At 62.5% G+C, this 25,025-nt stretch carries 21 protein-coding genes and 1 pseudogene; 6 read left to right on the top strand and 16 right to left on the bottom strand.

All coding sequences use genetic code 11. From position 1 onward, the window contains the following. Window positions 1–24: 24 nt before the first annotated feature. The 3 genes from ACQCST_RS14610 to ychF form a co-directional block, all read right to left on the bottom strand. Window positions 25–1,566, bottom strand: a complete 1,542-nt coding sequence (locus ACQCST_RS14610) for an ABC transporter permease (RefSeq protein ID WP_426996468.1) — start codon at window positions 1,564–1,566, stop codon at window positions 25–27. A 185-nt stretch (window positions 1,567–1,751) separates the two neighbouring features. After that, window positions 1,752–3,527, bottom strand: a complete 1,776-nt coding sequence (locus tag ACQCST_RS14615) for an ABC transporter family substrate-binding protein (protein WP_426996469.1) — start codon at window positions 3,525–3,527, stop codon at window positions 1,752–1,754. A gap of 328 nt (window positions 3,528–3,855) precedes the next feature. Continuing rightward, window positions 3,856–4,941 carry a redox-regulated ATPase YchF gene (gene ychF, locus ACQCST_RS14620; protein ID WP_426996470.1) on the bottom strand — a complete coding sequence of 362 codons (1,086 nt, stop codon included), beginning with the start codon at window positions 4,939–4,941 and terminating at the stop codon, window positions 3,856–3,858. Window positions 4,942–5,059: 118 nt separating this feature from the next. Here ychF and ACQCST_RS14625 point away from each other — a divergent pair, with 118 nt between their 5' ends. Next, entirely contained in the window at window positions 5,060–6,325 is a 1,266-nt protein-coding gene (locus ACQCST_RS14625) for a DNA recombination protein RmuC (protein WP_426996472.1), read from the top strand. Here the strand turns inward: ACQCST_RS14625 and ACQCST_RS14630 are convergent. Together ACQCST_RS14630 and ACQCST_RS14635 are read right to left on the bottom strand one after the other, a co-directional pair. Next, window positions 6,322–7,401, bottom strand: coding sequence for a 4-hydroxy-3-methylbut-2-enyl diphosphate reductase (locus tag ACQCST_RS14630; protein WP_426996473.1), 1,080 nt, complete (start codon window positions 7,399–7,401; stop codon window positions 6,322–6,324). The two genes, ACQCST_RS14625 and ACQCST_RS14630, sit on opposite strands and share 4 nt — an antisense overlap. Window positions 7,402–7,517: 116 nt before the next feature. Next, window positions 7,518–8,372 carry a hypothetical protein gene (locus ACQCST_RS14635; protein WP_426996474.1) on the bottom strand — a complete coding sequence of 285 codons (855 nt, stop codon included), beginning with the start codon at window positions 8,370–8,372 and terminating at the stop codon, window positions 7,518–7,520. Between the two features lie 195 nt (window positions 8,373–8,567). On the opposite strand from ACQCST_RS14635, the gene xseA reads away from it, so the two are divergent. Further along, a complete protein-coding gene (xseA, locus tag ACQCST_RS14640) occupies window positions 8,568–9,953 on the top strand; it encodes an exodeoxyribonuclease VII large subunit (RefSeq protein ID WP_426996475.1) in 1,386 nt (461 codons plus the stop codon). Continuing rightward, complete coding sequence (locus ACQCST_RS14645; RefSeq protein WP_426996476.1) at window positions 9,950–10,174, top strand: exodeoxyribonuclease VII small subunit; 225 nt, start codon at window positions 9,950–9,952, stop codon at window positions 10,172–10,174. Before xseA ends, ACQCST_RS14645 begins: the two co-directional genes overlap by 4 nt. A gap of 24 nt (window positions 10,175–10,198) precedes the next feature. Here ACQCST_RS14645 and ACQCST_RS14650 read toward each other — a convergent pair whose 3' ends face one another. The 9 genes and pseudogenes from ACQCST_RS14650 to ACQCST_RS14690 all read right to left on the bottom strand — a co-directional run bounded on the left by ACQCST_RS14650 (window position 10,199) and on the right by ACQCST_RS14690 (window position 19,479). Further along, on the bottom strand, window positions 10,199–11,053 hold the full coding sequence (locus ACQCST_RS14650) for a polyphosphate kinase 2 family protein (protein ID WP_426996477.1): 855 nt from the start codon (window positions 11,051–11,053) through the stop codon (window positions 10,199–10,201). A gap of 50 nt (window positions 11,054–11,103) precedes the next feature. Further along, the gene (locus ACQCST_RS14655; RefSeq protein WP_426996478.1) at window positions 11,104–12,324 is read right to left on the bottom strand and encodes a pyridoxal phosphate-dependent aminotransferase; all 1,221 of its coding nucleotides are present in this window, start codon (window positions 12,322–12,324) and stop codon (window positions 11,104–11,106) included. Window positions 12,325–12,455: 131 nt separating this feature from the next. Further along, complete coding sequence (locus ACQCST_RS14660; RefSeq protein WP_426996479.1) at window positions 12,456–13,409, bottom strand: ABC transporter substrate-binding protein; 954 nt, start codon at window positions 13,407–13,409, stop codon at window positions 12,456–12,458. Beyond that, on the bottom strand, window positions 13,406–14,152 hold the full coding sequence (locus ACQCST_RS14665; protein WP_426996480.1) for an ABC transporter permease: 747 nt from the start codon (window positions 14,150–14,152) through the stop codon (window positions 13,406–13,408). Before ACQCST_RS14665 ends, ACQCST_RS14660 begins: the two co-directional genes overlap by 4 nt. Beyond that, window positions 14,149–14,862, bottom strand: coding sequence for an ABC transporter permease (locus tag ACQCST_RS14670; protein WP_426996481.1), 714 nt, complete (start codon window positions 14,860–14,862; stop codon window positions 14,149–14,151). The genes ACQCST_RS14665 and ACQCST_RS14670 overlap by 4 nt, the downstream gene beginning before the upstream one ends. Next, complete coding sequence (locus tag ACQCST_RS14675; RefSeq protein WP_426996482.1) at window positions 14,862–15,947, bottom strand: ABC transporter ATP-binding protein; 1,086 nt, start codon at window positions 15,945–15,947, stop codon at window positions 14,862–14,864. Before ACQCST_RS14675 ends, ACQCST_RS14670 begins: the two co-directional genes overlap by 1 nt. A 136-nt stretch (window positions 15,948–16,083) precedes the next feature. Further along, a pseudogene (gene rsgA, locus ACQCST_RS14680) lies at window positions 16,084–17,203 on the bottom strand (ribosome small subunit-dependent GTPase A). Further along, a complete protein-coding gene (locus ACQCST_RS14685; RefSeq protein WP_426996483.1) occupies window positions 17,187–17,639 on the bottom strand; it encodes an NUDIX hydrolase in 453 nt (150 codons plus the stop codon). The pseudogene rsgA and the gene ACQCST_RS14685 overlap by 17 nt, the downstream one beginning before the upstream one ends. Before the next feature lie 46 nt (window positions 17,640–17,685). Further along, the gene (locus tag ACQCST_RS14690) at window positions 17,686–19,479 is read right to left on the bottom strand and encodes a glycoside hydrolase family 35 protein (RefSeq protein WP_426996484.1); all 1,794 of its coding nucleotides are present in this window, start codon (window positions 19,477–19,479) and stop codon (window positions 17,686–17,688) included. A gap of 61 nt (window positions 19,480–19,540) precedes the next feature. Between ACQCST_RS14690 and ACQCST_RS14695 the strand changes: the two genes are divergently transcribed. Then, entirely contained in the window at window positions 19,541–20,569 is a 1,029-nt protein-coding gene (locus ACQCST_RS14695) for a pirin family protein (RefSeq protein ID WP_426996485.1), read from the top strand. A gap of 30 nt (window positions 20,570–20,599) precedes the next feature. On the opposite strand, the gene ACQCST_RS14700 is transcribed toward ACQCST_RS14695, so the two are convergent. Further along, the gene (locus ACQCST_RS14700) at window positions 20,600–21,538 is read right to left on the bottom strand and encodes an N-acetylglucosamine kinase (RefSeq protein ID WP_426996486.1); all 939 of its coding nucleotides are present in this window, start codon (window positions 21,536–21,538) and stop codon (window positions 20,600–20,602) included. A 36-nt stretch (window positions 21,539–21,574) separates the two neighbouring features. On the opposite strand from ACQCST_RS14700, the gene ACQCST_RS14705 reads away from it, so the two are divergent. Next, complete coding sequence (locus ACQCST_RS14705) at window positions 21,575–22,624, top strand: nitronate monooxygenase (protein ID WP_426996487.1); 1,050 nt, start codon at window positions 21,575–21,577, stop codon at window positions 22,622–22,624. On the opposite strand, the gene ACQCST_RS14710 is transcribed toward ACQCST_RS14705, so the two are convergent. Next, entirely contained in the window at window positions 22,599–23,585 is a 987-nt protein-coding gene (locus ACQCST_RS14710) for a LysR family transcriptional regulator (RefSeq protein ID WP_426999193.1), read from the bottom strand. The genes ACQCST_RS14705 and ACQCST_RS14710 overlap by 26 nt on opposite strands. Window positions 23,586–23,735: 150 nt before the next feature. On the opposite strand from ACQCST_RS14710, the gene ACQCST_RS14715 reads away from it, so the two are divergent. Continuing rightward, window positions 23,736–25,019 carry an MFS transporter gene (locus ACQCST_RS14715; protein WP_426996488.1) on the top strand — a complete coding sequence of 428 codons (1,284 nt, stop codon included), beginning with the start codon at window positions 23,736–23,738 and terminating at the stop codon, window positions 25,017–25,019. Window positions 25,020–25,025 lie beyond the last annotated feature (6 nt).

Genomic DNA, 25,025 nt, shown 5'->3' on the forward strand with positions numbered 1-25,025 from the left:
CTTCATCTTGCTGACTCGGCTGGCTCATGCTTTTACCCTTACGCGTGGGTCAAGTGCGGAATAGGCAAGATCCGCAATGAGGTTGAATGCCATGGCCGTAATGGCCACGCAGATGAAGACACCCATCACCGGGTTTGGGTCAACATGCCCGATTCCATCAAAAAACAGGAAGCCCATACCGCGAATGGAGAAGACCCGCTCCGTGATAACAGCCCCGCCGATCAGGCCACCGATATCGAATGCCACGATGGTGGCAATCGGAATCAGCGCATTGCGGAAGGCATGCCGCATCACCACGGTCCGTTCCGCCACCCCCTTGGCCCGGGCCGTCCTGATATAGTCCATGTTCATGATTTCCAGCATTGATGCCCGGGTGAACCTGGTGTAGCCCGCCAGCGAAATCAGGACCAAGGCCGCGGTTGGCAGGATCAGGTGGGTGAAGGAATCAAGGCTCAACACCCAGAAGTCACCCTCAATGTTGGGTGTGGTGGCTCCGATGGTGGCAATCGGCCGCCCACGCACACGGCTGTTGTTGAAGTACGTTGGCCAGGCCTGCATGAAGCGGTCCAGCATGATCAGGAAACCCATCAGGAACGAGGTGAGGGCGGCCGCACGCATGGATTGCCCGCGGTCATAGCCGCCAACAAGGTAGCCGATTCCCATCCCCACCAGTACTGTGGCGAATGCCAACAGCACCACCATCAGGAAGGTGGCCTGATCCAGCAGTGGCTGGACGGCGAAATAGGCGACGAGTCCGACACCGACTGCGATCAGCGCTGACTGCAATGCCTTCCTGTTCTTCAGGCCGGCGGTCAAGAGGGTAATGGCAAAGGCGATGCCGATACCCGCGATTGCGATCACCACGGGGCCAAGACCCGGGGTTTTGAACCACGACGCAGCCGAGAAATATAGCAGGACTGCGGTAACGAAGACGAACACGACTCCGGCGATGAGAATCCGGCGTTGGGCTCTCCCGCCGGCAACAACCGCTGCCACCACACCGAAGGCCGCACCAATACCCGCCGCAGTCGGCCACGGTATCGCGGGGTTTCGCAGGAAGTCGTTGAACCCGATGGCACCGAATTCCTTGAGCAGCACTGCCACCCAGAAAATTGGCAGTGAGAAGAACAGGAACGCCATGAATGTCACACCGTAATCCAGGGCGCTGTACTGTCGCAGAGCCGTGATGATCCCAAGGGTAATGCCCACCAATATCGCAAGAATCGTGGCTCCTGTGACCAGGGTCAGCGTCTGGACCAACGCGTTCCCCAGTGCATCAGTGATGGGTTGGCCGGCGATGTTTTTTCCGAGATTGCAGGAGTTCGCAAAGGGCACGATGCATTGGGCTGCCCCACCCAGCCACTTGAAGTAGCGCAGCGGAGCAGGAGTGTCCAAGTCCAGGAGTTGACTCCTGGAGTCCATCAGCTGCTGTTTATTGGGCGCGCTGCTCGCACGGTACTCCGCCAGCGGATCTCCCGACGCCGCTGTCAAGAGATACACCAGGAAAGATGCGCCCAGAAGTATAAGTGCGGCGGTGATCAGACGCCGGACAATGTAGGTCACCATTGTGTTCGAACCTCAGTATTCGGGCCCAGGCTTAGTGGACCGGTCGCAGGGTCTCCCGCCGGGTGTCCCCCGGAGTTTTTCGACAGGGTGTACGGCATCAGCGGATGTTGCCGCCAGAAAGGCGCCGGGACCAAGTGCTTGGGTCCCGGCGCCTTAGCTAGCTGGCTTTGCTTGCGTTCGCCGGCTTACTTCTCGGCCCACTCCCAGAAGTTCCACCAGACGCCGGTCTGGTTCGGCATGTATTTCACACCGGTGATGCGGTCGCTGTAGGCATCCACACCAACCGACTGGAACAACGGCAGGCCATATGCGGAATCCCAGATCTTCTTGTCGATCTGCTTGATGAAATCATCCTGCTTGCTACGGTCTGTCGTCACGATGAGCTGCTCCATCAGCTTGTCCGCCTCGGGGTCACTGAACTTATTGAAGTTCGACCCGTTTCCGGACTTGAAGATCTGTGGAACACCAGAAACACCTACGCCCGGGTTGGTCCAGCCAAAGATCGTGGCGTCATAGCCACCCTTTCCGAGTGCTTTGCCCCAGTCGGAGGCACCTAGGCCGCCGTCGACGATCTTGAAGCCGGCTTTCGTTGCGGATTCGCGGATCAGTGAGTAGGCGTCAACGCGGTTGGGGTTGTCCTTGTTATACATGATCTTGATTTCCGGTGTTGCACCCGCAAGAAGCGTCTTGGCGCCGCCGATGTCAACAGTCGCATACTTTGACGAGCCGTTGTTCTTGGCAGAGTCAGCGTAGGCCGGCTGCGCGGGCACCAACAACTGCGAGTCAAGCGGCTTCGCTTGCGGATCCAGCTTCTTGACGATCTTGTCAACGATGTCAGCCCGCGGAATAGTCTTCATAAAGGCCTCACGCACACTCTTGCCGGCCAGAGGCCCCGAGAAGTTGAGGTCTATGTGGTCGTAGGCAAGCTGGTTACCCTGGTCGACAGTTACACCCTGACTCTGGAGAGCCTTGAGCTGCTCGAGAGTGTCAGCAGATGCCTGCGGAGCGATAATGTCTGCCTCGCCGTTCTTCAACGCTTGCACCTGTGCCGGCGCAGCGCCGATGTAGCGGACGGTAATTTCATCCAGGCTTGCCGCCGGCCCCCAGTTATAGTCCTTGTTTCTGACCATAGTTAGGGACTGATCCTGGTTGATGCTCTTCACAATGAACGGACCATTGGAAAGATAGAGAGAAGGATCTGCCGGAAGTGTCTTTGTATCGAAGCCTGTGTTCCAAAATTCCGCCATCGCCTGCAGTTTGCTGTCCGCGGGCTTGGGTGCCTTGGAATCACCGCGTGGCAGGCTCTTCAGCAGGTCGACGAACGCTTTGGCGTCGGAGAGACCTGCTTTTTTAGCCAGTACGTGGGCCGGAATGTCAATACCCGGGCCTCCGAGCACAATTTCCCAGTCGGCGAAAGGCTTGGAGTATTTTACCGTCATGGTGCGGTTGTCGTCGCCAAGCGTCGGAAAGTCGGTCAGTGCCAGTCCCGTGGGGTCACCAGCGTAGGAGAAGTAGGAGGTTCCGGTCTTGGCCGCGGAGTCTGCGTTGTCGTAGTAACCCGAGAAGGCAGCCCACTGCAGGAGGAGGTCCGCCGACGTAACGGGGGTTCCATCGGACCATTTCACACCCTCGTTGATGGTGTACTTTACGGTCAGCGGATTGTCGGAGGTCTTCTCCATCTTGCCGAACTTGTCGTTGTGTACGACGTTCAGTTTGTTGTCGATGTAGTAGAAACCCGAGTGCGTTGCATAGCTGATTTTAGAATTGATGTCGGTATTGCCGTCCGCGGTGTTCGTATTGAACGTGTTGAAGGCGTTCACCTCAACCACAGTTGCGTTGCCGCCCTGCTTCCCGGCGGCCGCGCTGGTCGGGGTTGTCCCCGTGTTGCCTGCGCAGGCGCTGAGGGCGAGTGCAGCAGCCGCCAAGACCCCTACTGTTCTGGAAATACGACTGAATCGCATTCCGCCTCCTATTGTTTCTTGAGTGTGGAAAGGACCGGCGCTGTAGACGCTGACCAGACCGCCACAATCCCCCAGTGAGAATGTGGCATGTCTCACATGTGAAGTAGCCTAAACCCCAGCGCGGAGGACCGGGTACGAAAGTTGTCTCTGAGTAAAGGTTGTTATCGAGATGCAATCAAGAGCTGACCGCGCCCGCCCGAATCGTTGGGAATTGTTGGTGCCGGTCCAGTAGGCGGTACAGGCGCCAATCGCAGCAAAAGCCCCGGCTCAATGGAACCGTGGCCTTCGTTGTTAATTCTCAATCACTGAAAGTGCAGTGGCGCATGCGTCAGACGTTGAAGCGGAACTCCACCACGTCGCCGTCGGACATCACATATTCCTTGCCTTCGATGCGTACCTTGCCGCGGGACTTCGCTTCAGCCATGGAGCCGGCGTCGATCAGGTCGTTAAATGAAACCACCTCAGCCTTGATGAAACCGCGCTGGAAATCCGTATGGATCACCCCTGCGGCCTGCGGAGCGGTGTCGCCCTGGTGGATGGTCCAGGCACGCGTTTCCTTGGGTCCAGCCGTGAGATACGTCTGCAGTCCGAGGGTATGAAATCCGACGCGGGCAAGCTGATCCAGACCGGATTCATCCTGCCCGTTCATCTCAAGCATTTCGCGGGCTTCCTCCTCGTCCAGCTCCACAAGATCAGACTCAAGCTTGGCATCGAGGAAAATGGCATCCGCCGGTGCAACCATTGCGCGCAGCTCTGCCTGCTTTTCGGCGTTCCCCAGGATTCCTTCGTCCGCGTTGAAGACGTAGATGAAGGGTTTGGCAGTGAGAAGGCTGAGCTCCTTGAGGTGCTCAGGCTCGAGTTTGTCGCTCTTAACAGAGGAAAAAATGGTATCGCCGCGCTCCAGGACCTTCTGCGCTGCCTGGATAGCCGACAGTTCGGCCGCCTCGCGCTTCTTGATCTTGACTTCTTTTTCGATCCTGGGGATGGCCTTCTCGATGGTCTGAAGGTCAGCAAGGATCAGTTCAGTGTTGATGGTCTCCATGTCGGAACCGGGATCCACCTTGCCGTCCACGTGAATAACATCCGGATCATCGAATACCCGGACCACCTGGACGATCGCCTCGGCCTCGCGGATGTTGGCCAGGAACTTATTGCCCAGCCCTTCGCCTTCCGAGGCGCCCTTGACGATGCCGGCAATGTCAACGAATGACACCACCGCGGGCAACAGGCGCTGCGAACCGAAAATGCCTGCCAGCTGCTTGAGTCTCGGATCCGGAAGGTTCACGACACCGACATTCGGCTCGATGGTGGCGAACGGATAGTTCGCGGCCAGCACCTGATTGCGGGTCAGTGCGTTGAAAAGAGTTGATTTGCCGACGTTGGGCAGTCCGACGATGCCAATAGTAAGAGCCACGAGCATTGATTCTACCCGTAGTGGCGTGGCTATCTGGATACGGCAGCCAGGCCATGGCCTGGCCGGCGCCCCGGTGTGGATCAGCAGGAATGTCACAGGTGCATGCCACAGTGAAGACATGGATGCATTTGCAGTGATTTTGGCTCTTCTTACGTTGTTGCTGGGCGCATTGGCTGGCGGCGCCTTTGTCTATGCCGTTTTCCGGCGGCGGAACCTCGCGCTTGAAGAGGACTTTGATGGCGTATCGTCCCGGCTTGCCGAGGTAAGTTCGCAATTTGCTGCAGCCGACGCCGAACGGCGGCTTCTGACCGTCCAGAACCGCGAGCTGGGCAATTCCCGTAACCAAGATGGCAATGTGCTCCGTGCGCTGGCGCCGGTCGCCGAAAAGCTCACTGCCGTGCAGCAGCAGGTTTCGTTGTTGGAGCGCGACCGCCTTGAGCAGTACGGGCAGCTGGCCCAGCAGCTTCAGGAGGCCAGGCTGTCGGACGAACAGCTTCTCCGGTCCACCCACGCGCTGGAATCCGCGCTCCGCTCCAACAGCGCCCGAGGCCAATGGGGCGAAGTCCAGCTCAGACGGGTGGTGGAGGCAGCCGGTATGCTTCGTCATGTCGATTTCCACGAACAGCTCCACAGCGCAGGTGCTGATGCCTCTGTCCGGCCCGATCTGGTGATCCAACTGCCTGGTGAAAAGCAGCTCGTGGTGGATGCGAAGGTGCCCCTGTCTGCTTATCTTGAAGCCCAGGATCTGGGATCCGGACCCGGCAGACCCGGGCTGTCTGCGTCATCGCAGCTGGCCCTGCTGGCTGCACACGCCAAGGCCCTGAAATCGCATGTAGACGCCCTCAGCAACAAGAAGTACTGGGACATTCCGGGCAACTCCCCCGAACTGGTGATCTGCTTCCTGCCTGCAGAGTCCATCCTGGCGGCGGCCCTGACTGCGGATGCCACATTGCTGGACCATGCCTTGTCCAGGAACGTGGTCCTCGCCTCGCCCAGTACCCTGCTCGCAGTCCTCAAGTCCGTCGCGTTCACCTGGCGGCAGGATGTGCTGACAGACAGTGCCCGCGAACTGTTCGACCTTGCCCGGCAGCTGTATGAGCGGATGGGGATCCTCGGTGAGAACGTCAGCAAGCTGGGTTCATCCCTGAAGTCATCCGTTGACCGCTACAACTCGATGATCGGCACGCTGGAGGCACGGGTGCTGCCCACCGCCAGAAAGCTGAATGCCCTCGACGCCACCGGACTGGTGACCCCGGCGGCAATCGAGGCCACAACGCGTTCGGTGGCTGCCCCCGAACTGCAGCCCTCAGAACGCCAGAACATCGAGGGTCCGGACGGAAAGAACCAGCGGGGCGAAAGCCAGCGGATTGAAAATGCGGCTTAGGCCAGGGAGCGCCGGCCACCCAGGGCGCGGGTGACGTCCCCGGCCTCTTTAAGCGCTGCGCGGAGTTCCTTGGGCAGGGAAAAGAGGAGGTCCTCTTCAGCCGTGACCACTTCCTCCACGGCCGCATAGCCGTAGTCCGCCAGAAGCCGGAGGACGTCTTTCACGAGAACTTCGGGGACAGACGCACCGGATGTCACACCCACCGTGGCCACGCCTTCAAACCAGGATTCATCCACCTCGTTGGCGAAGTCCACCCGGTACGAGGCTTTCGCACCGTATTCCAAAGCCACCTCCACCAGACGCACCGAATTGGAGGAGTTGGCCGAGCCGACCACAATCACCAGCTCTGCCTGAGGGGCGATCTTCTTGATTGCCACCTGCCGGTTGGTGGTGGCGTAGCAGATATCATCGCTGGGCGGATCCTGCAAAGTGGGGAACCGCTCCTTGAGGAGGCGCACCGTTTCCATGGTTTCATCCACGCTGAGAGTGGTCTGGGACAACCAAATGACCTTTTCAGGGTCCCTCACGGTCACCTTGTCCACCTCATGGGGGCCATTGATGATCTGGATGTGCTCCGGGGCCTCACCCGCTGTGCCTTCGACCTCCTCATGGCCGTCGTGGCCGATCAGCAGGATGTCGAAGTCGTCCTTGGCGAACCGCACGGCTTCCTTGTGCACCTTCGTTACCAAAGGGCAGGTGGCATCGATGGTACGAAGTCCCCGGTCCTCGGCCGACTGGACTACTGCCGGTGACACGCCATGGGCTGAGAAGATCACCAGTGCGCCCGCCGGGACTTCATCTGTTTCGTCAACGAAGATGGCACCCTGTGCCTCCAAAGAGCTCACCACATGTACGTTGTGCACGATCTGCTTGCGCACGTAGACGGGCGGGCCATAGTGCTCCAGAGCCTTTTCAACAGCGATGACGGCCCGGTCGACGCCCGCACAGTAGCCCCGCGGCGCAGCAAGCAGCACCCGCTTGAGACCCGCCACAGGAGCCGCGGCAAGGACATCTTCCGGGGATCGCCGACGGCGCGGGACTGTTGGCATCGAAAGGGAAACTGCGGAGGAGGTCATGTCCCAATGCTACCGGTTTCGCTTGAGCCCACATGGCGCGGGACCGCCGCAGACAGAAGCGTAGGAACCACGGCCGGCGACCCACTACCCACGTTGCCGGAACAGCGCGGACCCGCTTAGTTTCGCGGGGGTCGCGTTCTGCCAAGCGATGTGTGGAGCAACACGGCCAAGACCAGCAGGATGCCGCCGGCCGCCAGCGACGCCACGATCCAGCCGCCGAAGCCCTCCTGCGCAGCCGCCACGAACTCGCGTTTGAATATATCCGCAACCTCGTTGCCGCTCGCCGAGGAAGCGACAGCGTCGCCGGCCATTCGCTGCCCGAGCGCCCAGCAGCCTGCAAGGATCAGCCCCCCGAACCCCGCTGCGGCGAGGACATACTCGCGCCGCCGGGCAGCGACCAGTGCCAGCACGAAGGCCACGCCGCTGCCGAGCGCTAGAATGTACCCCATCGGTGCGTATGCCGACACCTGCTCAATGAGCTGCCGCTGGTTGGATTGACCGATATTGATGAGAGTCCGGTCCGGTGCTTCGATCGGAAATCCGACTACACCGGAAATCTGCTGGGCCAGTAACGAAACCAGCGGTGCAACATCCAGTGTCAGTGACGTGGAAGCATCCACCTCAGGCGACAGAGTCCGGGGATCGGCAAAACTCAGCCCGTGACTCCTGCGCAGGGTTTCCTCCCAGGCGGCCGGGTATCCCGGGAGCGTGGTGAGGGATTCGGAAGCGGACTCCAGAACCGGCCGGACGAGGTCAGTGAGGGCCTCCGGCATCTGCCTTCCGGCCCCAAGGCTGCCGACCGCGGCCGCAGCCAGCCGTTGATGAAACACAGCGTCGTTGCCCAGCGGCGCCGCCAGTGCCACAAAGCCGTCCTCCTGCACGATGTTCCGGTCCACCCATATGGCGGGAACGCCCACAGCGGCCAAGAGAAGACCAAGGAGAACTGCCGCGGCCGAGACAAAGGTGCGCAAGAGATTCCTAGCTTGTTGTTGGGATACAGCCATCCTAGGCGGGCAGCAGCGGTATCAAAAATGTCGGCACCCCGTGATAAAGCTATGGATAGAGTTGGTTGACCGGACCCGGGTGTTACAGGGCACGGGCATCTCTGGACCGAGACCGTAAAGGAATAACCATGCAAGAGGCAATCGCGGACGCGGGACCCCGGCATGTCTGAAGAGGTTTCCGCGTCCGGGCTGACGCCCGCCAGTACGGGCACAACTCTCCCTGCCACTGCTGCCGAAACCAGCCCGGACAACCCCTGGCCACTGCAGCTGCTGTCGCAGAAGCTCAAAGCCCATATCGACCGGACACCCTCAGCGTGGGTGGAAGGCCAGGTCATCGAGCTGAACCGCCGGGGAAACACCGCCTATCTGACGATCCGGGATGTGGACGCTGAAGTCTCCCTGCCAGCGTCCATCTGGTCCAATGTCCTGGACCGGCAGGCTGGGACACTTCAAAGTGGCTCCCGCGTTGTTGCACTGCTGAAACCTGAGTTTTGGCTGAAAACCGGACGCCTGAGCATGCAGGTCAAGGACATCCGTCCGGTGGGGCTGGGTGACCTGCTGGCCCGGATCGAAAGGCTACGGCAGGCGCTGGCGCTGGAGGGGCTCTTTGCTGATTCCAGAAAGAAACGGCTGCCCTTGCTGCCCCACCGGATCGGTCTGATCACGGGCCGTGATTCGGATGCCAAGAAGGATGTTCTGCGCAACGCGGCTTTGCGCTGGCCCGCCGTCGAATTCGAAATCCGCGAAGTGGCGGTCCAGGGAAACACCGCGGTGGCCCAGGTGACCGGCGCACTGCGGGAACTCGATGCCCGTCCCGACGTGGATGTCATTGTTATTGCCCGGGGTGGTGGCGCGCTGGAAGACCTCCTGCCCTTCAGCAGCGAAGAGCTCATCCGGGCCGTTTCCGACGCTCTGACCCCCGTTGTCAGCGCGATTGGCCATGAGGCAGACCGGCCTATTCTCGATGATGTAGCTGATCTGCGGGCGTCCACACCAACAGATGCTGCCAAGAGAATCGTTCCGGACGTAGGCGAAGAGCTGGCCCGGGTCAGGCAGGCCAGGGACCAGGTGCGCCGCAGTGTCACTTCACTTGTGGACCGGGAAACAGACCGGCTGTTCTCGTTACGCTCCCGCCCTGTCCTGGCCGCGCCCGAGGGCATGGTGATGATGCGCGCAGACGACGTGGAGCGCCTCCGCCGTCGTTCTTTGGCAGCCGTCCAAACTGCCGTGGTGCGGGCCTCCGACCAGCTGCTGCACCTCACGGCACAGGTCCGCGCACTGTCGCCGCAGCAGACATTGGACCGTGGCTATGCGGTCGTGCAGCTGACAGGTGACGGGCTCCCAGCCGGCTCCCGAGGCGACGTCGTCCGACACCCCGTGCAGGTGCCTGCCGGCACCGGATTATCCATCCGGGTGGCAGGGGGCAGTTTCGGCGCCCATTCCAACGGCAACAGCAACAGCAACAGCACCCTCGATGACAACGTCCTCGGCAACAACCCCACTAACGGCGACAGCAACGAACGCAGCAAACAAGGAGCGGCAGAATGACGGCTAAGGATCCATCCCCGGACATCGAGGCGCTCAGCTATGAAGAGGCCCGGGAACAGCTGGTGGTTGTGGTGGGCAAGCTGGAGGCAGGCGGCGCAAGCCTTGAAGAGTCACTGGCATTGTGGGAGCGGGGCGAAGCTTTGGCGATGCGCTGCGAACGGTGGCTTGAAGGAGCCCGGAAGCGGCTCGCCTCAGCCCGGGATGAAGCCGCCAAGGACTAAGCAACCGGCGCGGCAACCCAGCGCTTAGGACTTTTCGGCGAGGCTGCGCTCCGCAGCGACATCGAACTCCGCTTTGGGCCATTCAAGATTCAGCTCTTCCAGCGCGCCCAGAACCAACTGCTGCACCGCGATTCTGGCATACCATTTCCTGTTGGCAGGGACCACATGCCACGGAGCTACGGAAGTGCTGGTCTTATCGAAAACAGCCTGATAAGCGGCCATGTAGTCGTCCCAGAAAGCGCGTTCCTCGAGATCGCCGCTGCTGTACTTCCAGTGTTTGGACGGATCATCGAGCCGCGTGAGCAGACGGTCCTTCTGAGCGTCACGGCTGATGTTGAGCATGACCTTAACGATCCTCGTACCGGATTCTGTCAGCCGCTCTTCAAATTCGTTGATCGCAGCGTATCGGCGTTCCAGCTCATCCGGTGTTGCCCAGCTGTGGACGCGATGGATCAGCACGTCCTCGTACTGCGAGCGGTCGAAAACGCCCACCATGCCGGCCACAGGCGCTTCCTTTTCAATACGCCACAGGAAATCGTGGGACTTTTCTGCGTCGGAGGGCGCTTTAAATGCCTTCAGCTGGACCCCCTGTGGATCCATGGCTCGCACAACATGGCGCACTATTCCGCCCTTGCCGGCCGTGTCCATGGCCTGCAGGATCAACAGGATTCGTTTGGCGCTGCCGAATTTGGCCTCGGCGAAGAGCTTCTCCTGAAATTCAGCCAGTTTGCCGTCGAGGTCCGCCAGGAGATTCTTGCCCTCGGCCTTATTACCGGTGTAGCCAGGTGTCGAATCAGGATCAGCGTCGGCGAGGCTGAAACCCTTCCCCACCTTCAGAGTCTCAGTGGGGTGTTGATTGAATTTCACGACACTGGCCATCAGGATCCTCTTTCTGAAGTTGCACGCGCCAACAGGCCCGTACCAACAGGCTAGTTGCCCTGGTACCGGCTGAGGAAGTCCGCCATGCGGCCAATTGCTTCTTCGATTTCCTTGACGTTGGGCAGCGTGACCATGCGGAAATGGTCCGGGCGGACCCAGTTGAATGCCCGGCCATGCGAAACGAGGATTTTCTGTTCCTTCAGCAGGTCGAGAACAAATTTCTCGTCGTCGCGGATGTGGAAATACTCCGGGTCCAGTTTCGGAAACAGGTACAGTGCCCCACGGGCCTGCTGCGTGCTAACCCCTGGAATCGCATTGAGTAGATCGTAGGCCTTGTTCCGCTGCTCCAGGAGCCGTCCGCCGGGAAGGATCAGATCGTTGATGCTTTGATATCCGCCAAGCGCGGTCTGAATGGCATGCTGCGCCGGCACGTTGGCACACAGGCGCATGTTGGCCAGCAGATTGATGCCCTCGAGGTAGTCAGTGGCATCCTTCTTGGGTCCGGAGATTGCCATCCAGCCGGCACGGTAACCACACACCCGGTACGCCTTGGACAGACCGCTGAAAGTCAGGCACAGGACATGATCGCCGGTAAGGCCGGCCATGTTCACATGAACGGCATCTTCATACAGGATCTTCTCGTAGATCTCGTCAGCGAACAGCACCAGCCCGTGCTTTTCCGCCAGCGCCACAATCTTCCTAAGAGTGTCCTCCGGGTAGACCGCGCCCGTGGGATTGTTCGGATTGATCACCACAATCCCCTTGGTACGGGGGGTGATCTTCGATTCCAAGTCTTCGAGATCGGGCTGCCAGCCGGACTCTTCGTCGCACAGGTAATGTACGGGTTTTCCGCTGGCAAGGGCCACGGAAGCCGTCCACAAAGGGTAGTCCGGGGTGGGAATGAGGACTTCGTCACCGTCATCCAGCAGCGCCATCAGAGACATGGTGATCAGTTCGCTGACACCGTTGCCAAGGTAGATGTCGTCCACATGGATGTTCTGGATGCCACGGGTCTGGTAGTACTGCGACACGGCTGTGCGCGCGGAAAATATGCCGCGGGAATCGCTGTAGCCCTGGGCATGTGGCAGGTGGCGGATCATGTCCACAAGGATGGCGTCCGGCGCTTCAAATCCAAACGAGGCAGGGTTTCCGATGTTCAGTTTGAGGATTCGGTGACCCTCGGCCTCCATCTGCTGGGCGGCCTGAAGAATCGGTCCACGGATGTCGTAAAGGACGTTATGAAGCTTGGTGGACTGCTTGAATTCTGCCATCCATCAAATATGCCATATTGCGGATGCAGTTCCGCTGAGACTTGTCTCACATGGCTCTCGGAAGGCGCGGCGGCGGCCGGACCCGTGAGTCCGGCCGCCGCCGTGGTGCTCAACCCGGAAAAGCGTCAAAACTATTTGGTGATGCCCTTCTCCTTGAGCCAGGCAGCAGCAGCATCCTTGGCGTTCTGCTTCTGGCTGCCACTGACTGCGCGGTTGAGGTTCACGAGGTCGTCGGTAGTGAGGATCTTGGAAACCGCGTTCAGGGCGTCGCGGGCTTTGTCCGTCATCTTCGCCTTGTTGTAGAGCGGCAGGACCTGCTGGGCCTTGAAGTTGTTCTTGGGATCGTCAAGAACCACCAGATCGTTGTCCGCAATGGATGGCGTGGTGGTGTAGATGTCAGCAACCTGGACTTCGTCCTTCAGGAGGGCTTGGAGCGTAAGGTTGCCACCGCCGTCGCTGAACGGCTGAAGGGCCTTCAGCTCGCAGCCGTAGTTCTTCTTCAGCCCTGGGAATCCGTAGGCCCGGGTCTCGAACGTGGCCGGGGCCGCCATGGTGAGGTCCTTGCAGACCTTGGCCAGGTCCTCGATGGATTTCAGCTGGTACTTTTCCGTTGTGGCTTTAGTGACCACCATGGCGTCCTTCGACTCGGCCTTGGCCGCCGCGAGGACACCGAGCCCCTCCGGCAGCTTGCCGGGCAACGCCTTGAAGATGTCGTCCGCGGAAACCTCGGGCGCTTCGGCGTCAACGTGGGAGAGCAGGTTCCCGGAGTAGTCCGGGACCAGATCGATGGAACCGTCCTGTACGGCCTTGAAGTAAATTTCGCGGGATCCGATGTTGGGCTTGGTGGTCGCCGTCACACCAGCCGCGGTCAGGGCACCGGCGTAGATTTCGGCCACAATCTGGCTCTCCGGGAAATCGGCAGATCCCACCACCAGGGAGCCTCCGCCACCGCTGCTTGATGATGTGGTCGGGGTGGACAGCGGCTCTCCGCCGCCGCAGGCCGTCAACGCGACGGCGATGCCGACACCTGCGGCCAGGCCAGCCAGGCTACGACGGGAAATCGGGATTCGGACGGGGTTATTCATGGGATACCTCCTTGAACAGCAGCCTCCGCGGATACGGGGGCTGTGAGATCGGCAGTGGCCTTTTGGCCATGCTTGGAATCAGCGGAAAGACCGGGAGAGACGAGCAGCTTCTGAGCGGCTCCCAGCAGGAGGTCGACGGCGATTGCCAGGGCCGCGATCAGGAGCGAACCTGCCAGCATCCGCGGAAAGTCCTGGAGGACCAGCCCATCGAAGAGATAGCGGCCAAGCCCGCCCAGAGGAAGGTAGGCGACGACGGACACCGTGGCGATGACCTGCAGCACGGCGGTGCGGATGCCGCCGAACATAACCTGCAGGCCGTTGGGGAGCTCCACCCGGAAGAGGATCTGGGGTTCGGTCATGCCCATGGCCCGCGCAGCATCAACGACGGATCGGTCAACGCTGGAGATGCCGGCGTAGGTGCCGGCCAGTAACGGCGGGACTGTAAGAATCACCAGTGCCCAGACGGGAGGCATCAGCCCCGTTCCGGCAATAAGGGCAAAGAGCACCAGCAGGCCCAGGGTTGGCAAGGCTCGGAGGGCTCCTGCGAAGGCCACTGCCGCAACCCTCCCCCGTCCCTTGTGCCCGATGTACAGGCCGACCGGGATGGCAATGGCTGCCGCAATGATGAGCACCAACCCGCTGTACCCCAGGTGTTCCAGCAACCGGGCAGGAATCCCGGAGCGCCCCGACCAGTGGGCCGGGTCCGCAATCCAGGCAAACGTGTCTAGGAAGACATTGCTCATCGGAGTGCCCCCGAATGGATTGGGGACTCTGGGATGAAGTCTGCGCCGGACGTTTGAACCGGGCCCGACGGCGTCGCCGACGCCCGTGTCCAGGGGGTAAGCAGCCGCTCCAGCAGAACGAGAAGAGCATCCATCAGCAGCGCAAGCAGAAGAATGGCGATGATGCCCACCACGACTTCGGTGATAAATGTCCGCTGCAGACCATCGGTGAATAACATCCCAAGGTTGCCGACGCCCAGCAGCGCGGCAACACTCACCAAAGAGATGTTGCTGACAGAGACCACCCTGAGTCCCGCGAACAGGACCGGCAGCGAGAGCGGCAAATCGATCTGCAGGAACCGTGCCCCGGATTTGTAGCCCATTGCCACAGCCGCTTGCCGGAGGTCGTCGTCCACGGAGTCAAATGCATCCATGGCCGCCCGGACCAACAGCGCCACCGCGTAGAGGGTCAGGGCCACAATCACGTTGATCGGGTCCAGGATTCTGGTGCCCAGAATGGGCGGCAGAATAATGAACAGCGCCAGCGACGGGATGGTGTAAAGCAGCGAACTGGCCGTGACAACAACGGAACGCAGCGTGGTGTTCCTGCGGGCGAACTGCGCCAGCGGGACGGAGATCAGCAGTCCGAGCACCATGGGGATCAAAGCCAGGATCAGATGTTGGCCGGCCCTTTCAAAGACCATGCCGCTGTTTGAAAGGAACCATTCCATCAGAGGTTCCCCCGGCGGACCTGCCGGGCCGACTCGATCAGGCCCAGAACTTCGGCAGCCTTGACCACTCCGGCCGCTTTGCCGTCATTGTCCACGACCACCCCGAGGCCGGACGGTGACGACAGCGCTGAATCCAGGGCGCGGCGGAGGGTGTCGCCCGCGCGGAAGAGGGAACCACCGGGGATAAGATCCCGGCCGGTGCCCGGTCCCGTCCAGCCCAGCGGACGGGAGTCCTCATCCACCACGAGCCGCCAGTGGCCGTCCGCCGCCGCCGATGCATCGCGGGCGACAGTGGTCACCGGGTGGACGGCGACGCCGTCGGACGCGGTGAACGCCAGGTGACGGAATCCCCTGTCCCGGCCCACAAACGACGCAACAAAATCATTGGCCGGGGCCCGCAGGATTTCTTCCGGCGTGGCGTATTGCGCAAGTTTTCCGCCTACGGCAAACACCGCCACCTTGTCTCCCAGAACGGTGGCCTCATCAATATCATGCGTGACAAAAACGATGGTCTTGGCGAGGTCGCGCTGCAGGCGCAGTAGCTCTTGCTGGAGTTCATCCCGCACCACCGGATCCACAGCGCTGAAAGGCTCATCCATCAGCAGCACGGGCGGATCGGCGGCGAGCGCTCGGGCCACGCCCACCCTCTGCTGCTGCCCGCCGGAAAGCTGGGACGGGTACCGTTTGCCGAGTGCGGAAGCCAGCCCGACGACGTCGAGCAGCTCTTCAGCCCGCTTGCGGGCTTCCGCTTTGGAGACGCCGTTCAGGCGCGGAACGGTTGCGATATTGTCCAGCACTGAACGGTGCGGCATCAGTCCGGAGGACTGCATGACATAGCCCATGGACCGCCGGAGGTCCGCCGCCACCACCGACGTGACATCCTTGCCACCGACCGTAATGGTGCCGGACGTCGGCTCAACCATCCGGTTGATCATCCGCAACGACGTGGTCTTACCGCAGCCAGACGGGCCCACGAAAACCGTGATGGAACCCTTGTCAATGGACATGCTCAGCTGGTCCACTGCAGCTTGCCCGCTCTGGTACTGCTTGGTGACGCTCTGGAATTCAATCATGGCTTCGGCCACTCCCGGGCTTACCTAACTGTTGGGCGGCAACATCGGACGGTCCAGCGAACTGATCATGAGCGCGCTGTTTTTTTACTGTAAAGCGCCCCTTGACATAGCCTAACGACAGCCGGCGACAAAGGAACCGCAGACGGCGCTACCGTAACCATTCGGAAACACAACCGTTCCGGATGGGTGGTGAGCGTTTCCGCCGTTTTTCGTTGCTCTCCTCAGCACGTTCGGTACTGCTCCGTTCAGCTGAACGCTGGCTCTTGCTTGCCACCACCACTTTCTGGTGCCATTCGCGCTGATATGCCCGCCGGGCAGCAGCTTGAGGTAGCTGGACCACCGCCGGCTGTCCAGTGACTGGTCTGGGAGTGCGGCCTGCACCGCACCACCAGGCCCCTGACCATGGACGCAATCGGAAAAACGGCATTGGCCGAAGAGCACTTCCAGATCGCCGAACATCTCACCCATGCCGTCGCCGGCAACAAAGAGACCAAAGCCGCGGACGCCGGGAGTATCCATCAGCACGGCCTGGCCGGGGAGTGGCACCAGCTCGCGCGAGGTGGAGGTGTGTCTGCCCTTGCCGTCGCCAGCTCTGACCTCCCCCGTCGCCTGGACGTCGTAACCCACCAGTGCGTTGATGAGAGTGGACTTGCCGGCGCCTGAAGGCCCCAGGAGCACCAATGTCGCCCCGGGCGGAAGGTGCCCCAGCAGCTCATAGAGGCCATCGCCCTGCTCGGCTGATGTGGTGACCACATCAACGGCTGCTGCCTGCAGCATCACCTGCCCGACGACGTCGTCCGCCAGATCTGTGAGATCCGCCTTGGTGATGATCACCAGCGGCGTTGCACCGGAATCCCACGCTGCCACGAGCGTGCGCTCCAGGCGGTTGTGCCCGAGCGGCCGGTCCACGGGGACGACCACTCCCAGCACGTCCACGTTTGCGCCCAGAACCTGCGCTTCCGAGGAGGTTTCAAAGACTCGTTTGCGGCTCAGTTCGGACTGGCGCGCGGGAGCACTGCGAGGATTTCGCGGTCGCCGGCGCGGTTGGGGCCGAGCCAGACCCAGTCGCCGGCGGCCGGGACTTCTGCGGCGAGCGGGTAGGACAGATGGAGCGTATCGCCTGCCGTGACCGCCGGCGATTGGCCGGAAAGAATTTGCAATGGTAGACCTCTGATGCGGCCCCGTGACACCGCGCAGCCGGACCTTGGGCCAGGACGTTTGCGGGCTTGTCGTCTAGACGGTGGGGGCGGATCAGGAAATCTTGCCATTCACCGGACGCTCCCGGTAAAGCCGGAGAGCCTCGTCCACCAGCGATACGCGGTTCAATCCGCCCAGCTCATCCAGCGGGATCCAGGCAGCGTGGGTGGTGCTGCCGTCCACCTCGGGGCGCAACTCGCCTCCTGTGACAGTGGCCTCATAGACCAGCCGAAGCGACTGAAAATCGCGATCGGCCCCGTCCAGGCGGGTTCCGGCGGGCCAGTACCCGACGTCGATCCCCACCATGGTTCCGATCTCCGCCAGATATCCCGTTTCCTCGAATATTTCCCGCTGGCAACCGTCCACCGGGTGCTCGGCCAGATCCAGACCGCCGCCGGGCAGCGTCCAGCCTTCCTTCCCGCCCTGCTTCCAGTAGGCAAGGAGGATCGCGCCGTCGCGAATGATGACCCCGTAGGCAGCCGGGCGGGTGTCGAATTGCACGCTCATGAATCCAGCCTAATCCCGCCGCGCGGCCCGGCTGGGGTGGGCCTGCCTACAGTCCGGCAGCCGCAACCGGACCGGCCTCGACCGGCCCCAGATCCGGTTCCGTGCGCAGTTCAACGGCGGTGCCCGGGCTTTCGAGTTCCAGCACCTTGATGGAATTGAGTCCCTGGCAAATCAGCGGCGCGGGGATGTAGAGGGTGATCTGAGGGCCGACGCCCCAGTACCGTCCCAGCAGAAAGCCGTTGATCCAGACAAATCCCTTGCCGAAGCCGGGCAGAGCCAGGTAGGTATCAGCGGCGGTATCGACCTGGAATTCAGCCGAGGCGAGCTTTCCGAGTTCTTCGGCTCCCCATTCAGTGAGGGCAACCGGTGTCTGCGTCCAGTGGAACGCGTAGCGCTGGTTGACCAGCACCCCGCCCAGGATCCCCTTGCCGTGGCCGGTGAGCGGTCCGTAGTTGATCCGGCCCTGGTTCTCCACCAGGATTTCCAGCTTCACGGACGCGCCGGTGCCTGTAACTTTCAGACCTTCAGCTGCAGTGACGTCGTCCAGGACGCCGGCGAAAACCCCGTCCACCCAGACATGCGCCCGGTCATTCAGGCCCAGGATACGCAACGCCGCCTCGGCCGGTGAGTCCGGGAGGCCGGGCAGCACCGCATCGGCGGCATAGAGCACCATGCCGGCGTCCAACCCGAGCTGATCGAAGCTCAGGGGCTTAACGCCGGGCACCGGCTCGCCGGCCGAGCGGACCACGTCCAGCAGCTCCATCCCGGCGGTCACCGGCAGCGTTTGGGCCGGCAGGACCGGGGCAGAGGTCAGCAGCGACGGGTCCAGCTCCGGCAGTTCCTGAACTCCCTGGGCGCGGAAGAACTCGGCGCGAAGGGCATGGAACTTCGGTGTAAGTGCACCGTTCTCGGCGATCGGCGCATCGGAATCGTAGCTTGTGACGGTGGGTTGGAGCTTCTTGCCGTCGTGGTTACTGCCGGACCACAGCCCGAAGTTGGTCCCGCCGTGTGCCATATAGATGCACACGGAACCGTCGAGGTCCAGGATTTTGCGGGTTTCCGCTGCGGCGTCCGCAACGTCGCGTACATGATGATGTTCGGTCCAGTGGTCAAACCAGCCGCCCCAGAATTCTACGTTGAAGAACGGCTCGCCCGGCCGGCGCCGCTGCCATGTGGCCACAGCTTCGTCGCCACGGCTGCCGAGCGTCGCCGTCGCCAAGGTACCTTCGATGGCGCCGCCGTCGAGGAAGTAGTCGTTGCCGCCGTCGGCCGTGAACAGCAGTTCCGTAATCCCGCGTTCCACCAGGGCGCGGCGGTTCCAGCGGAGATAGTCCTTGTCATCGCCGTAGCTGCCGTATTCGTTCTCGATCTGCACGGCAACCACGGGGCCGCCATTGGATGTCTGGCGGCTGGCGACGATGGGCAACAGCGCGTCAAACCATTCCTCGATAGCTCCAGTGAACACCGGATCAAGGCAACGCAGGCCGATTCCCGGGATACCTGTCAGCCAGGCAGGGAACCCGCCGTTGTCCCACTCGGCGCAGATGTAGGGGCCCGGACGGACAATGACGTCCAGGCCTTCGGACGCGGCGAGGTCGATGAAGCGGCCAATGTCCCGCCAGCCGGCGAAATCCGCTGCCTCGCCACGACGGGGCTGATGGAAATTCCAGGCAACATAGGTATCCACGGTGTTGGCGCCCATGGCCCGGAGTTTACGGAGCCTGTCCTGCCACTGCTCCGGATGAACCCGGAAATAGTGGATGGCCCCGGCCAGGATCCGGTGTGGTTCACCGGCGCGGAAAAGGGCAGACTCGCGGTAACTCAGAATCGACTCAGGCATGTGATCCACGGTACAACGTTTCACTATGCCCCAGAAACGCACAAAGTCTTACAGTGGGACTGTGACGAACCTGGAAGCCAGCCCACAGCAGGAAATATGCCCGCCCGGAAGGCCGGAAGGCATTACCGGCACGGGACCGTGTGTGCAGCTGTGGCCCGCCCGTGAGGTCCCCCTTGGCGGTGTGCGTGCCATGAACGTGCTCCGCACCCTGCCGCAACGCGGCCTTCCGACCGTGGGTGCATGGTGTTTCCTGGACAGTTTCGGCCCCGACCGGACCGCCATGTCAGTGCTTCCGCATCCTCACACCGGATTGCAGACCGTCACCTGGCCGCTCGCCGGCAACGTCCGGCACCGCGACAGCGTGGGGAGCGACGTGGTGGTCCGGCCGGGGCAACTGAACATCATGACTGCCGGCATTGGGGTCTCGCACTCGGAGTTTGCCGTGATCCCGGAAGAGTCCGACGGCGGTACGCCCCTTCCGGTGCAGCGCGGACTCCAGCTGTGGGTTGCGTTACCCGACAGTGAAAGGCGCCGGCCGCCGGCCTTTGAGCAGCACCTGACCCTGCCTGTTGTCCATCGTCAAGGATTCACAGCGACAGTGATAGTGGGCGAACTGGCGGGCGCAAAGTCACCGGCAACCGTGTACTCGCCCATCGTCGGCGCCGACATCAGCTGCGACGGACCGGCCAGCTTGCCATTGAACGTCCACTTTGAACACGCGGTACTGGTGCTCGACGGAGGCCTGATCCTTGATGGTCAGGAAATAGAGCCGGGTCCCTTGGGTTATGTGGGAATCGGCCGCCCCGTGCTCGACTTTGTGGCCGTTCCCGGAACCCGCTTTATTCTCCTTGGTGGCAAGCCCTTCCAGGAAGAGCTGCTGATGTGGTGGAACTTTGTGGGCCGCACCCATGAGGAGGTGGCCCAGGCACGCCTGGACTGGGAGGCCCAGGCGGACGCCCAGGGTTCTGAAGCTGCTGCGGCACGGTTTGGCCTCGTGAAGGGCCACGGTCCCGGGGCCGGAGCTGAAGCCGGACGTATCCCCGCTCCCCCGCTTCCGGGGGTCAGGCTCAGGCCGCGGACACGTTCCTGACCAGCGCGTTCCGGTTCAGCCCGTTCCGGTTCAGCCCTGTTCCGCCACAAGCTGCAGCACACCGAAAACCGGCTCCTGATCAAGGACGCGGACATCGGTAACGCCGTTGCCCGCAAGGGAGCTGCGGAACGCGTCCTGGAGACGGACCACGTTCATTCCCAGCCCGCTGCCCAGAATGACAGGGCCATCGATACCGAGATTCCGCAGTACCTGTGCTGCGAGCCGGGCGAGGTCGCGGCCGGCTTGGTCCACGAGTTGCCGGCTGACGGCATGCCCGGCATCAGCTGCCTCCACCACCAGCCTGGCCTGCTGCGCCCAGTAACGGCGGCCGGTGTCAGCTGAATGGAAGAGTGCGATCAGCTTGTTGGGATCGTCCACACCGCAGGACTCAAGAAGCGCTGTGGTCAACTGGTCCGGCTCCAGCCCCTGGTTCATGCGGTGAAGGCTGTGGCGGACTGCCTCCCGCCCCAGCCAGTAGCCGCTGCCTTCATCGCCCAGGAGATAACCCCAGCCTCCGGCCCTGGCTTCCTCGCCATCTCTGTTCTTACCCCAGGCGGCGGAACCCGTTCCCGCAATGACGGCCACGCCTGTGCTGGCGCGCCCGGCGGCAAGCAGCAATCTGGAATCGTGGACCACCGTGATTCTGGCACCCCGGACGTGCGGTTCAATCAGAGCAGCCAGGGCCGCGGCGTCGTCGTTGGTATCAATGCCACCGGCTCCGGCGTAAACATAATCCATGTGTCCACCGCCGATTCTCGCGAACAGCGCTGCCAGGTTGCTGGACGCTTCCCTGAGACTGACATTCTGGACGTTGGAACTGCCGACGATCTCGTCAGCCACGACTGTGCCATTTTCAAAGCGGACACCACGGGTCTTGGTACCGCCGATATCCAGGCCGATCACGGTGCCGCTGGCGGCTCCGGTGCCAGGAACAGATCCGGCTACGGGGAGGTTGTCTGAGTTAGTCACTGCCCCAGACTACTGAATCGTCTCAAGGAGTATAAAATGCCGGACGCCATACTCGGTACACAGATCGTCGCCGCACCCATGGCCGGAGGCACGTCGACGGTCGCATTTATCGGGGCGGTCTACCGGGCAGGCGGCCTGGGATTCCTCGCAGCCGGCTACAAGACCGTTGCCGCGATGGCCGAAGAGATCCGGCAGGCGCGGGAGCTGGGAGTCCGATTCGGCCTCAACATTTTTGTTCCTGACCGGGACCAGCTGAATCCGCCACCAGCAGTGCGGGCGGAGCTGGAAAGGTACCGCGCTGAGCTCCAGCGCGATGCAGCGCGCTTCGGCGTAGACATTCCCCCGCTGCGGCTGGACGATGATGATGCCTGGGAAGGAAAGATCGATGCATTGGAGGCTGACCCCGTGGAGCTGGTCAGCTTTACCTTCGGGCTGCCTGGCTCCCGTACCGTTGCCGCGCTGAAGCGCGCAGGCACCACCGTCATCGCCACCATCACAAGCGCCGACGAGGCACAGCTGGCTGCTGAGAAGGGCGTGGACGCCCTCGTGGTCCAGCACAGCAGTGCCGGCGGTCATAGCGCGGCCTTTCTGCGCCGCGGTACGCCATCAGGCGGTTCGCCATCAGACGGTTCGCGCACGACGGCGGAGCTGGTCACCCGGGTGCGGGCCGCCGTCGGGCTTCCGCTGATAGCCGCCGGCGGAATCATGGACCGCCGTGCGGTGGAAACGTCGATCGCCTCCGGCGCCGCTGCAGCCCAACTGGGGACGGCGTTCCTCCGCACGGATGAAAGCGGTGCCAGGCAACTGCATAAGGACGCCCTGGCAGATCCCGGATACACGAAAACACAGCTGACGCGTTCGTTCACCGGCAAGCAGGCAAGGGCACTGAGCAATACGTTTGTCCGGGACCACGGAGATGCCCCGGAAGGTTACCCGGCAATCCATCATCTGACCTCACCCATCCGGGCTGCTGCGGCAGCCGCAGGAGATCCTGAACGGCTGAATCTGTGGGCCGGCACGGGCTGGCGCGATGCGAAAGAGGGTACCGTGTCAGACGTGATCAGCGGACTTGTGAACGGGAGCTGACCAGCCCGGCCAGCAGCCCCGGACCCTCACCCAGAACGAGCTCCCTGAATAGCCGCACCTGTTCCGGCTCCGGGTCCTGGCCCGGCCGCCGCTGGCGCCAGGCCAGGCCGATCTCCCGGTAGGCGAGGCCAGATTCCAGTGGGACCTCGACCCATCCGAGATCGCCGCTGTTCGGAGTCAACCGGCGGCCTGATGCACTTCCGCCGGGCGGGAGGATACTGACGCCAAGTCCGGCGGAGACCAGACCTCGGACGGTATGGGAGTCCTGGCTCTCGAAGGCGACTCGTGGGCGGAATCCGGCTTCCCGGAACAGCGCGTCGGTCAGCGAGCGCATGCCGTATCCGGGGCCGAGCGCCACAAACGGATCCCTCCTGATATCCGCGACATTTGCGGAGTGCCTCCGCGCCAGCCGGTGTTCGTGGTGCACCACCAGCCGGAGAGGTTCATGATAGAGCGTCGCCGAGCCGATGCTCCGGCTAGCGGCGGCAACCGGGGCGGTCAGGCTCAGATCCGCTTCACCGGAGGCCAGCCGGGCGAGGCACGCGTCCCTGGCCCCCTGGCTGAGGTCAAACTCGGTCTGTGGGTGGCGGCTCCGGAACGCGCTGATCAACAAGGGCAGAGTCGCCTCGCCGAACGTGTGCTGGAATGCCACGGCGATCCTTCCGCGCACCACCTGCGATTCGTGGCGCACCACGTCCAGACCTGTCCGGAACTCGGTGAGGGCTGCCTCTATATAGGGCAGCAGCGCTTTGGCGGCCGGCGTCAGGCGGACTCCCCTGCCTTCACGGATCAGCAGGTCGGTGCCTACAACGGCGCTGGCCCTCGCGAGTGCGCGGCTGACTGTTGACTGGGGAACCCCCAGCAGCTCCGCCGTTTCCGTGATGTGCTGGGTGCGTCCGAGCTCGGCAAGCATCGGCAGGAGCGGCAGCAGTTGCACCATTTGCTGGTGGTCGATGTCCATGGTTCTCCGGTCCGTTGCGGCAGGCGTGGTGCGCCGGATGTTGCGCTCCACGTGCGGTGCGCCCAGGGCGCAAAAGCATCCATTATTTACATGAGTTTGGCACAAATGATGCATTGGATGCATGCCTCGCCTCGGGCCTAGGCTGTCAACATGCCATATGATCCGACCCGGACTTCCCAGTACCCGGCCCAGACGCTGCTGGCCCGGGAACAGTCGACGGAACGGCCGCCCTGGGAGGGCCACACCAAGGGATCGGCCGCCTACGGTCGCATCCTGGCCGGACTGGCATTCGCCGGGGTTGCCACCTTCGCGCAGCTTTATTCCACGCAGGCCATGCTCCCGATCATGGCTGCCGACCTCCGGATCACGGCCGCTGAGGCGGCGCTGACCATCTCGCTGGCGACAGTAGGCCTGGCAGTTACGGTCATTCCATGGTCATTCCTGGCAGACCGGATCGGCCGTGTCCGGGCCATGACCTGGGGCATCTCCGCAGCCACGGTGCTGGGGCTCCTGCTCCCTCTTGCCCCCAGCTTCGCCATGCTCCTGGGCCTGCGCGTGCTCGAAGGAATGGCCCTGGGCGGCATCCCTGCCATCGCCATCGCTTACCTGAACGAGGAAGTGAATAAGGCCCACGCGGCGCTGGCCGCCGGCAGCTACGTTGCGGGCACCACGCTGGGCGGACTTGCCGGCCGGCTCGTTGCCGGGCCAGTGGGTGAATGGTGGGGCTGGCGGGCGGCGGCCCTGGCAGTCTCCGTGCTGGCGACCGTGGCAGCCATACTGTTCCTGCTGATGATCCCGAGTGCCCGCGGTTTCACAGCTGCCACAGCAAACGGCTTGCGCGGTGCCGTCAGGACGCTGGCCGGGCATACACGAAATCCCCGGCTTCTGGCGCTGTATGTGCAGGCCTTCCTGCTCATGGGCGGCTTCGTTGCCGTATACAACTACCTTGGCTTCCGCCTCACCGGCGAACCATTCAACCTCCCGGCCACGGCCATCAGCCTGATATTTCTGGCGTACCTGTCCGGCACGGTCTCCTCGCGCTGGGCAGCAAACCTGACCACGCGCTTCGGCCGGCGGAACGTTCTCGCCGCCGGCATCGTCCTTATGGTGGGCGGTCTGGCGCTGACGCTCGCACCGGTCCTGGTACTGATCCTGTTCGGGCTGCTCATTTTCACCGGCGGGTTCTTCGCGGCCCACGCGATCGGCTCAGGCTGGACCGGCAGCATCGCCACCTCGGGCCGTGCACAGGCTGCATCGCTCTACAATCTTGCCTACTACCTTGGCTCAAGCGTCATCGGCTGGGCGGGCGGGCTGGTGTTCCAGACGCTGGGGTGGACGGCCCTCGCCCTGAGCGTCATGGGCATGGCATGCACGACGGCGGTGGTTGTCGCCGTCGTGCACCCCGCCTCGACCGCCCCAGGTAGCTCGCAATAGGTGTCG

Source organism: Pseudarthrobacter sp. N5 (assembly GCF_050157035.1).
Taxonomy (GTDB): domain Bacteria; phylum Actinomycetota; class Actinomycetes; order Actinomycetales; family Micrococcaceae; genus Arthrobacter.

What these genes read in the sequence shown, in the direction of transcription:
- ACQCST_RS14610 (WP_426996468.1), bottom strand. Translation starts at nt 1,566, where the DNA reads ATGGTGACCTACATTGTCCGGCGTCTGATCACCGCCGCACTTATACTT.
- ACQCST_RS14645 (WP_426996476.1), top strand. Translation starts at nt 9,950, where the DNA reads ATGACGGCTAAGGATCCATCCCCGGACATCGAGGCGCTCAGCTATGAA.
- ACQCST_RS14650 (WP_426996477.1), bottom strand. Translation starts at nt 11,053, where the DNA reads ATGGCCAGTGTCGTGAAATTCAATCAACACCCCACTGAGACTCTGAAG.
- ACQCST_RS14655 (WP_426996478.1), bottom strand. Translation starts at nt 12,324, where the DNA reads ATGGCAGAATTCAAGCAGTCCACCAAGCTTCATAACGTCCTTTACGAC.
- ACQCST_RS14660 (WP_426996479.1), bottom strand. Translation starts at nt 13,409, where the DNA reads ATGAATAACCCCGTCCGAATCCCGATTTCCCGTCGTAGCCTGGCTGGC.
- ACQCST_RS14715 (WP_426996488.1), top strand. Translation starts at nt 23,736, where the DNA reads ATGCCATATGATCCGACCCGGACTTCCCAGTACCCGGCCCAGACGCTG.
- ACQCST_RS14685 (WP_426996483.1), bottom strand. Translation starts at nt 17,639, where the DNA reads ATGAGCGTGCAATTCGACACCCGCCCGGCTGCCTACGGGGTCATCATT.
- ACQCST_RS14705 (WP_426996487.1), top strand. Translation starts at nt 21,575, where the DNA reads ATGCCGGACGCCATACTCGGTACACAGATCGTCGCCGCACCCATGGCC.
- xseA (WP_426996475.1), top strand. Translation starts at nt 8,568, where the DNA reads ATGTCTGAAGAGGTTTCCGCGTCCGGGCTGACGCCCGCCAGTACGGGC.
- ACQCST_RS14625 (WP_426996472.1), top strand. Translation starts at nt 5,060, where the DNA reads ATGGATGCATTTGCAGTGATTTTGGCTCTTCTTACGTTGTTGCTGGGC.
- ACQCST_RS14615 (WP_426996469.1), bottom strand. Translation starts at nt 3,527, where the DNA reads ATGCGATTCAGTCGTATTTCCAGAACAGTAGGGGTCTTGGCGGCTGCT.
- ACQCST_RS14690 (WP_426996484.1), bottom strand. Translation starts at nt 19,479, where the DNA reads ATGCCTGAGTCGATTCTGAGTTACCGCGAGTCTGCCCTTTTCCGCGCC.
- ACQCST_RS14630 (WP_426996473.1), bottom strand. Translation starts at nt 7,401, where the DNA reads ATGACCTCCTCCGCAGTTTCCCTTTCGATGCCAACAGTCCCGCGCCGT.
- ACQCST_RS14665 (WP_426996480.1), bottom strand. Translation starts at nt 14,152, where the DNA reads ATGAGCAATGTCTTCCTAGACACGTTTGCCTGGATTGCGGACCCGGCC.
- ACQCST_RS14710 (WP_426999193.1), bottom strand. Translation starts at nt 23,585, where the DNA reads ATGGACATCGACCACCAGCAAATGGTGCAACTGCTGCCGCTCCTGCCG.
- ACQCST_RS14670 (WP_426996481.1), bottom strand. Translation starts at nt 14,862, where the DNA reads ATGGAATGGTTCCTTTCAAACAGCGGCATGGTCTTTGAAAGGGCCGGC.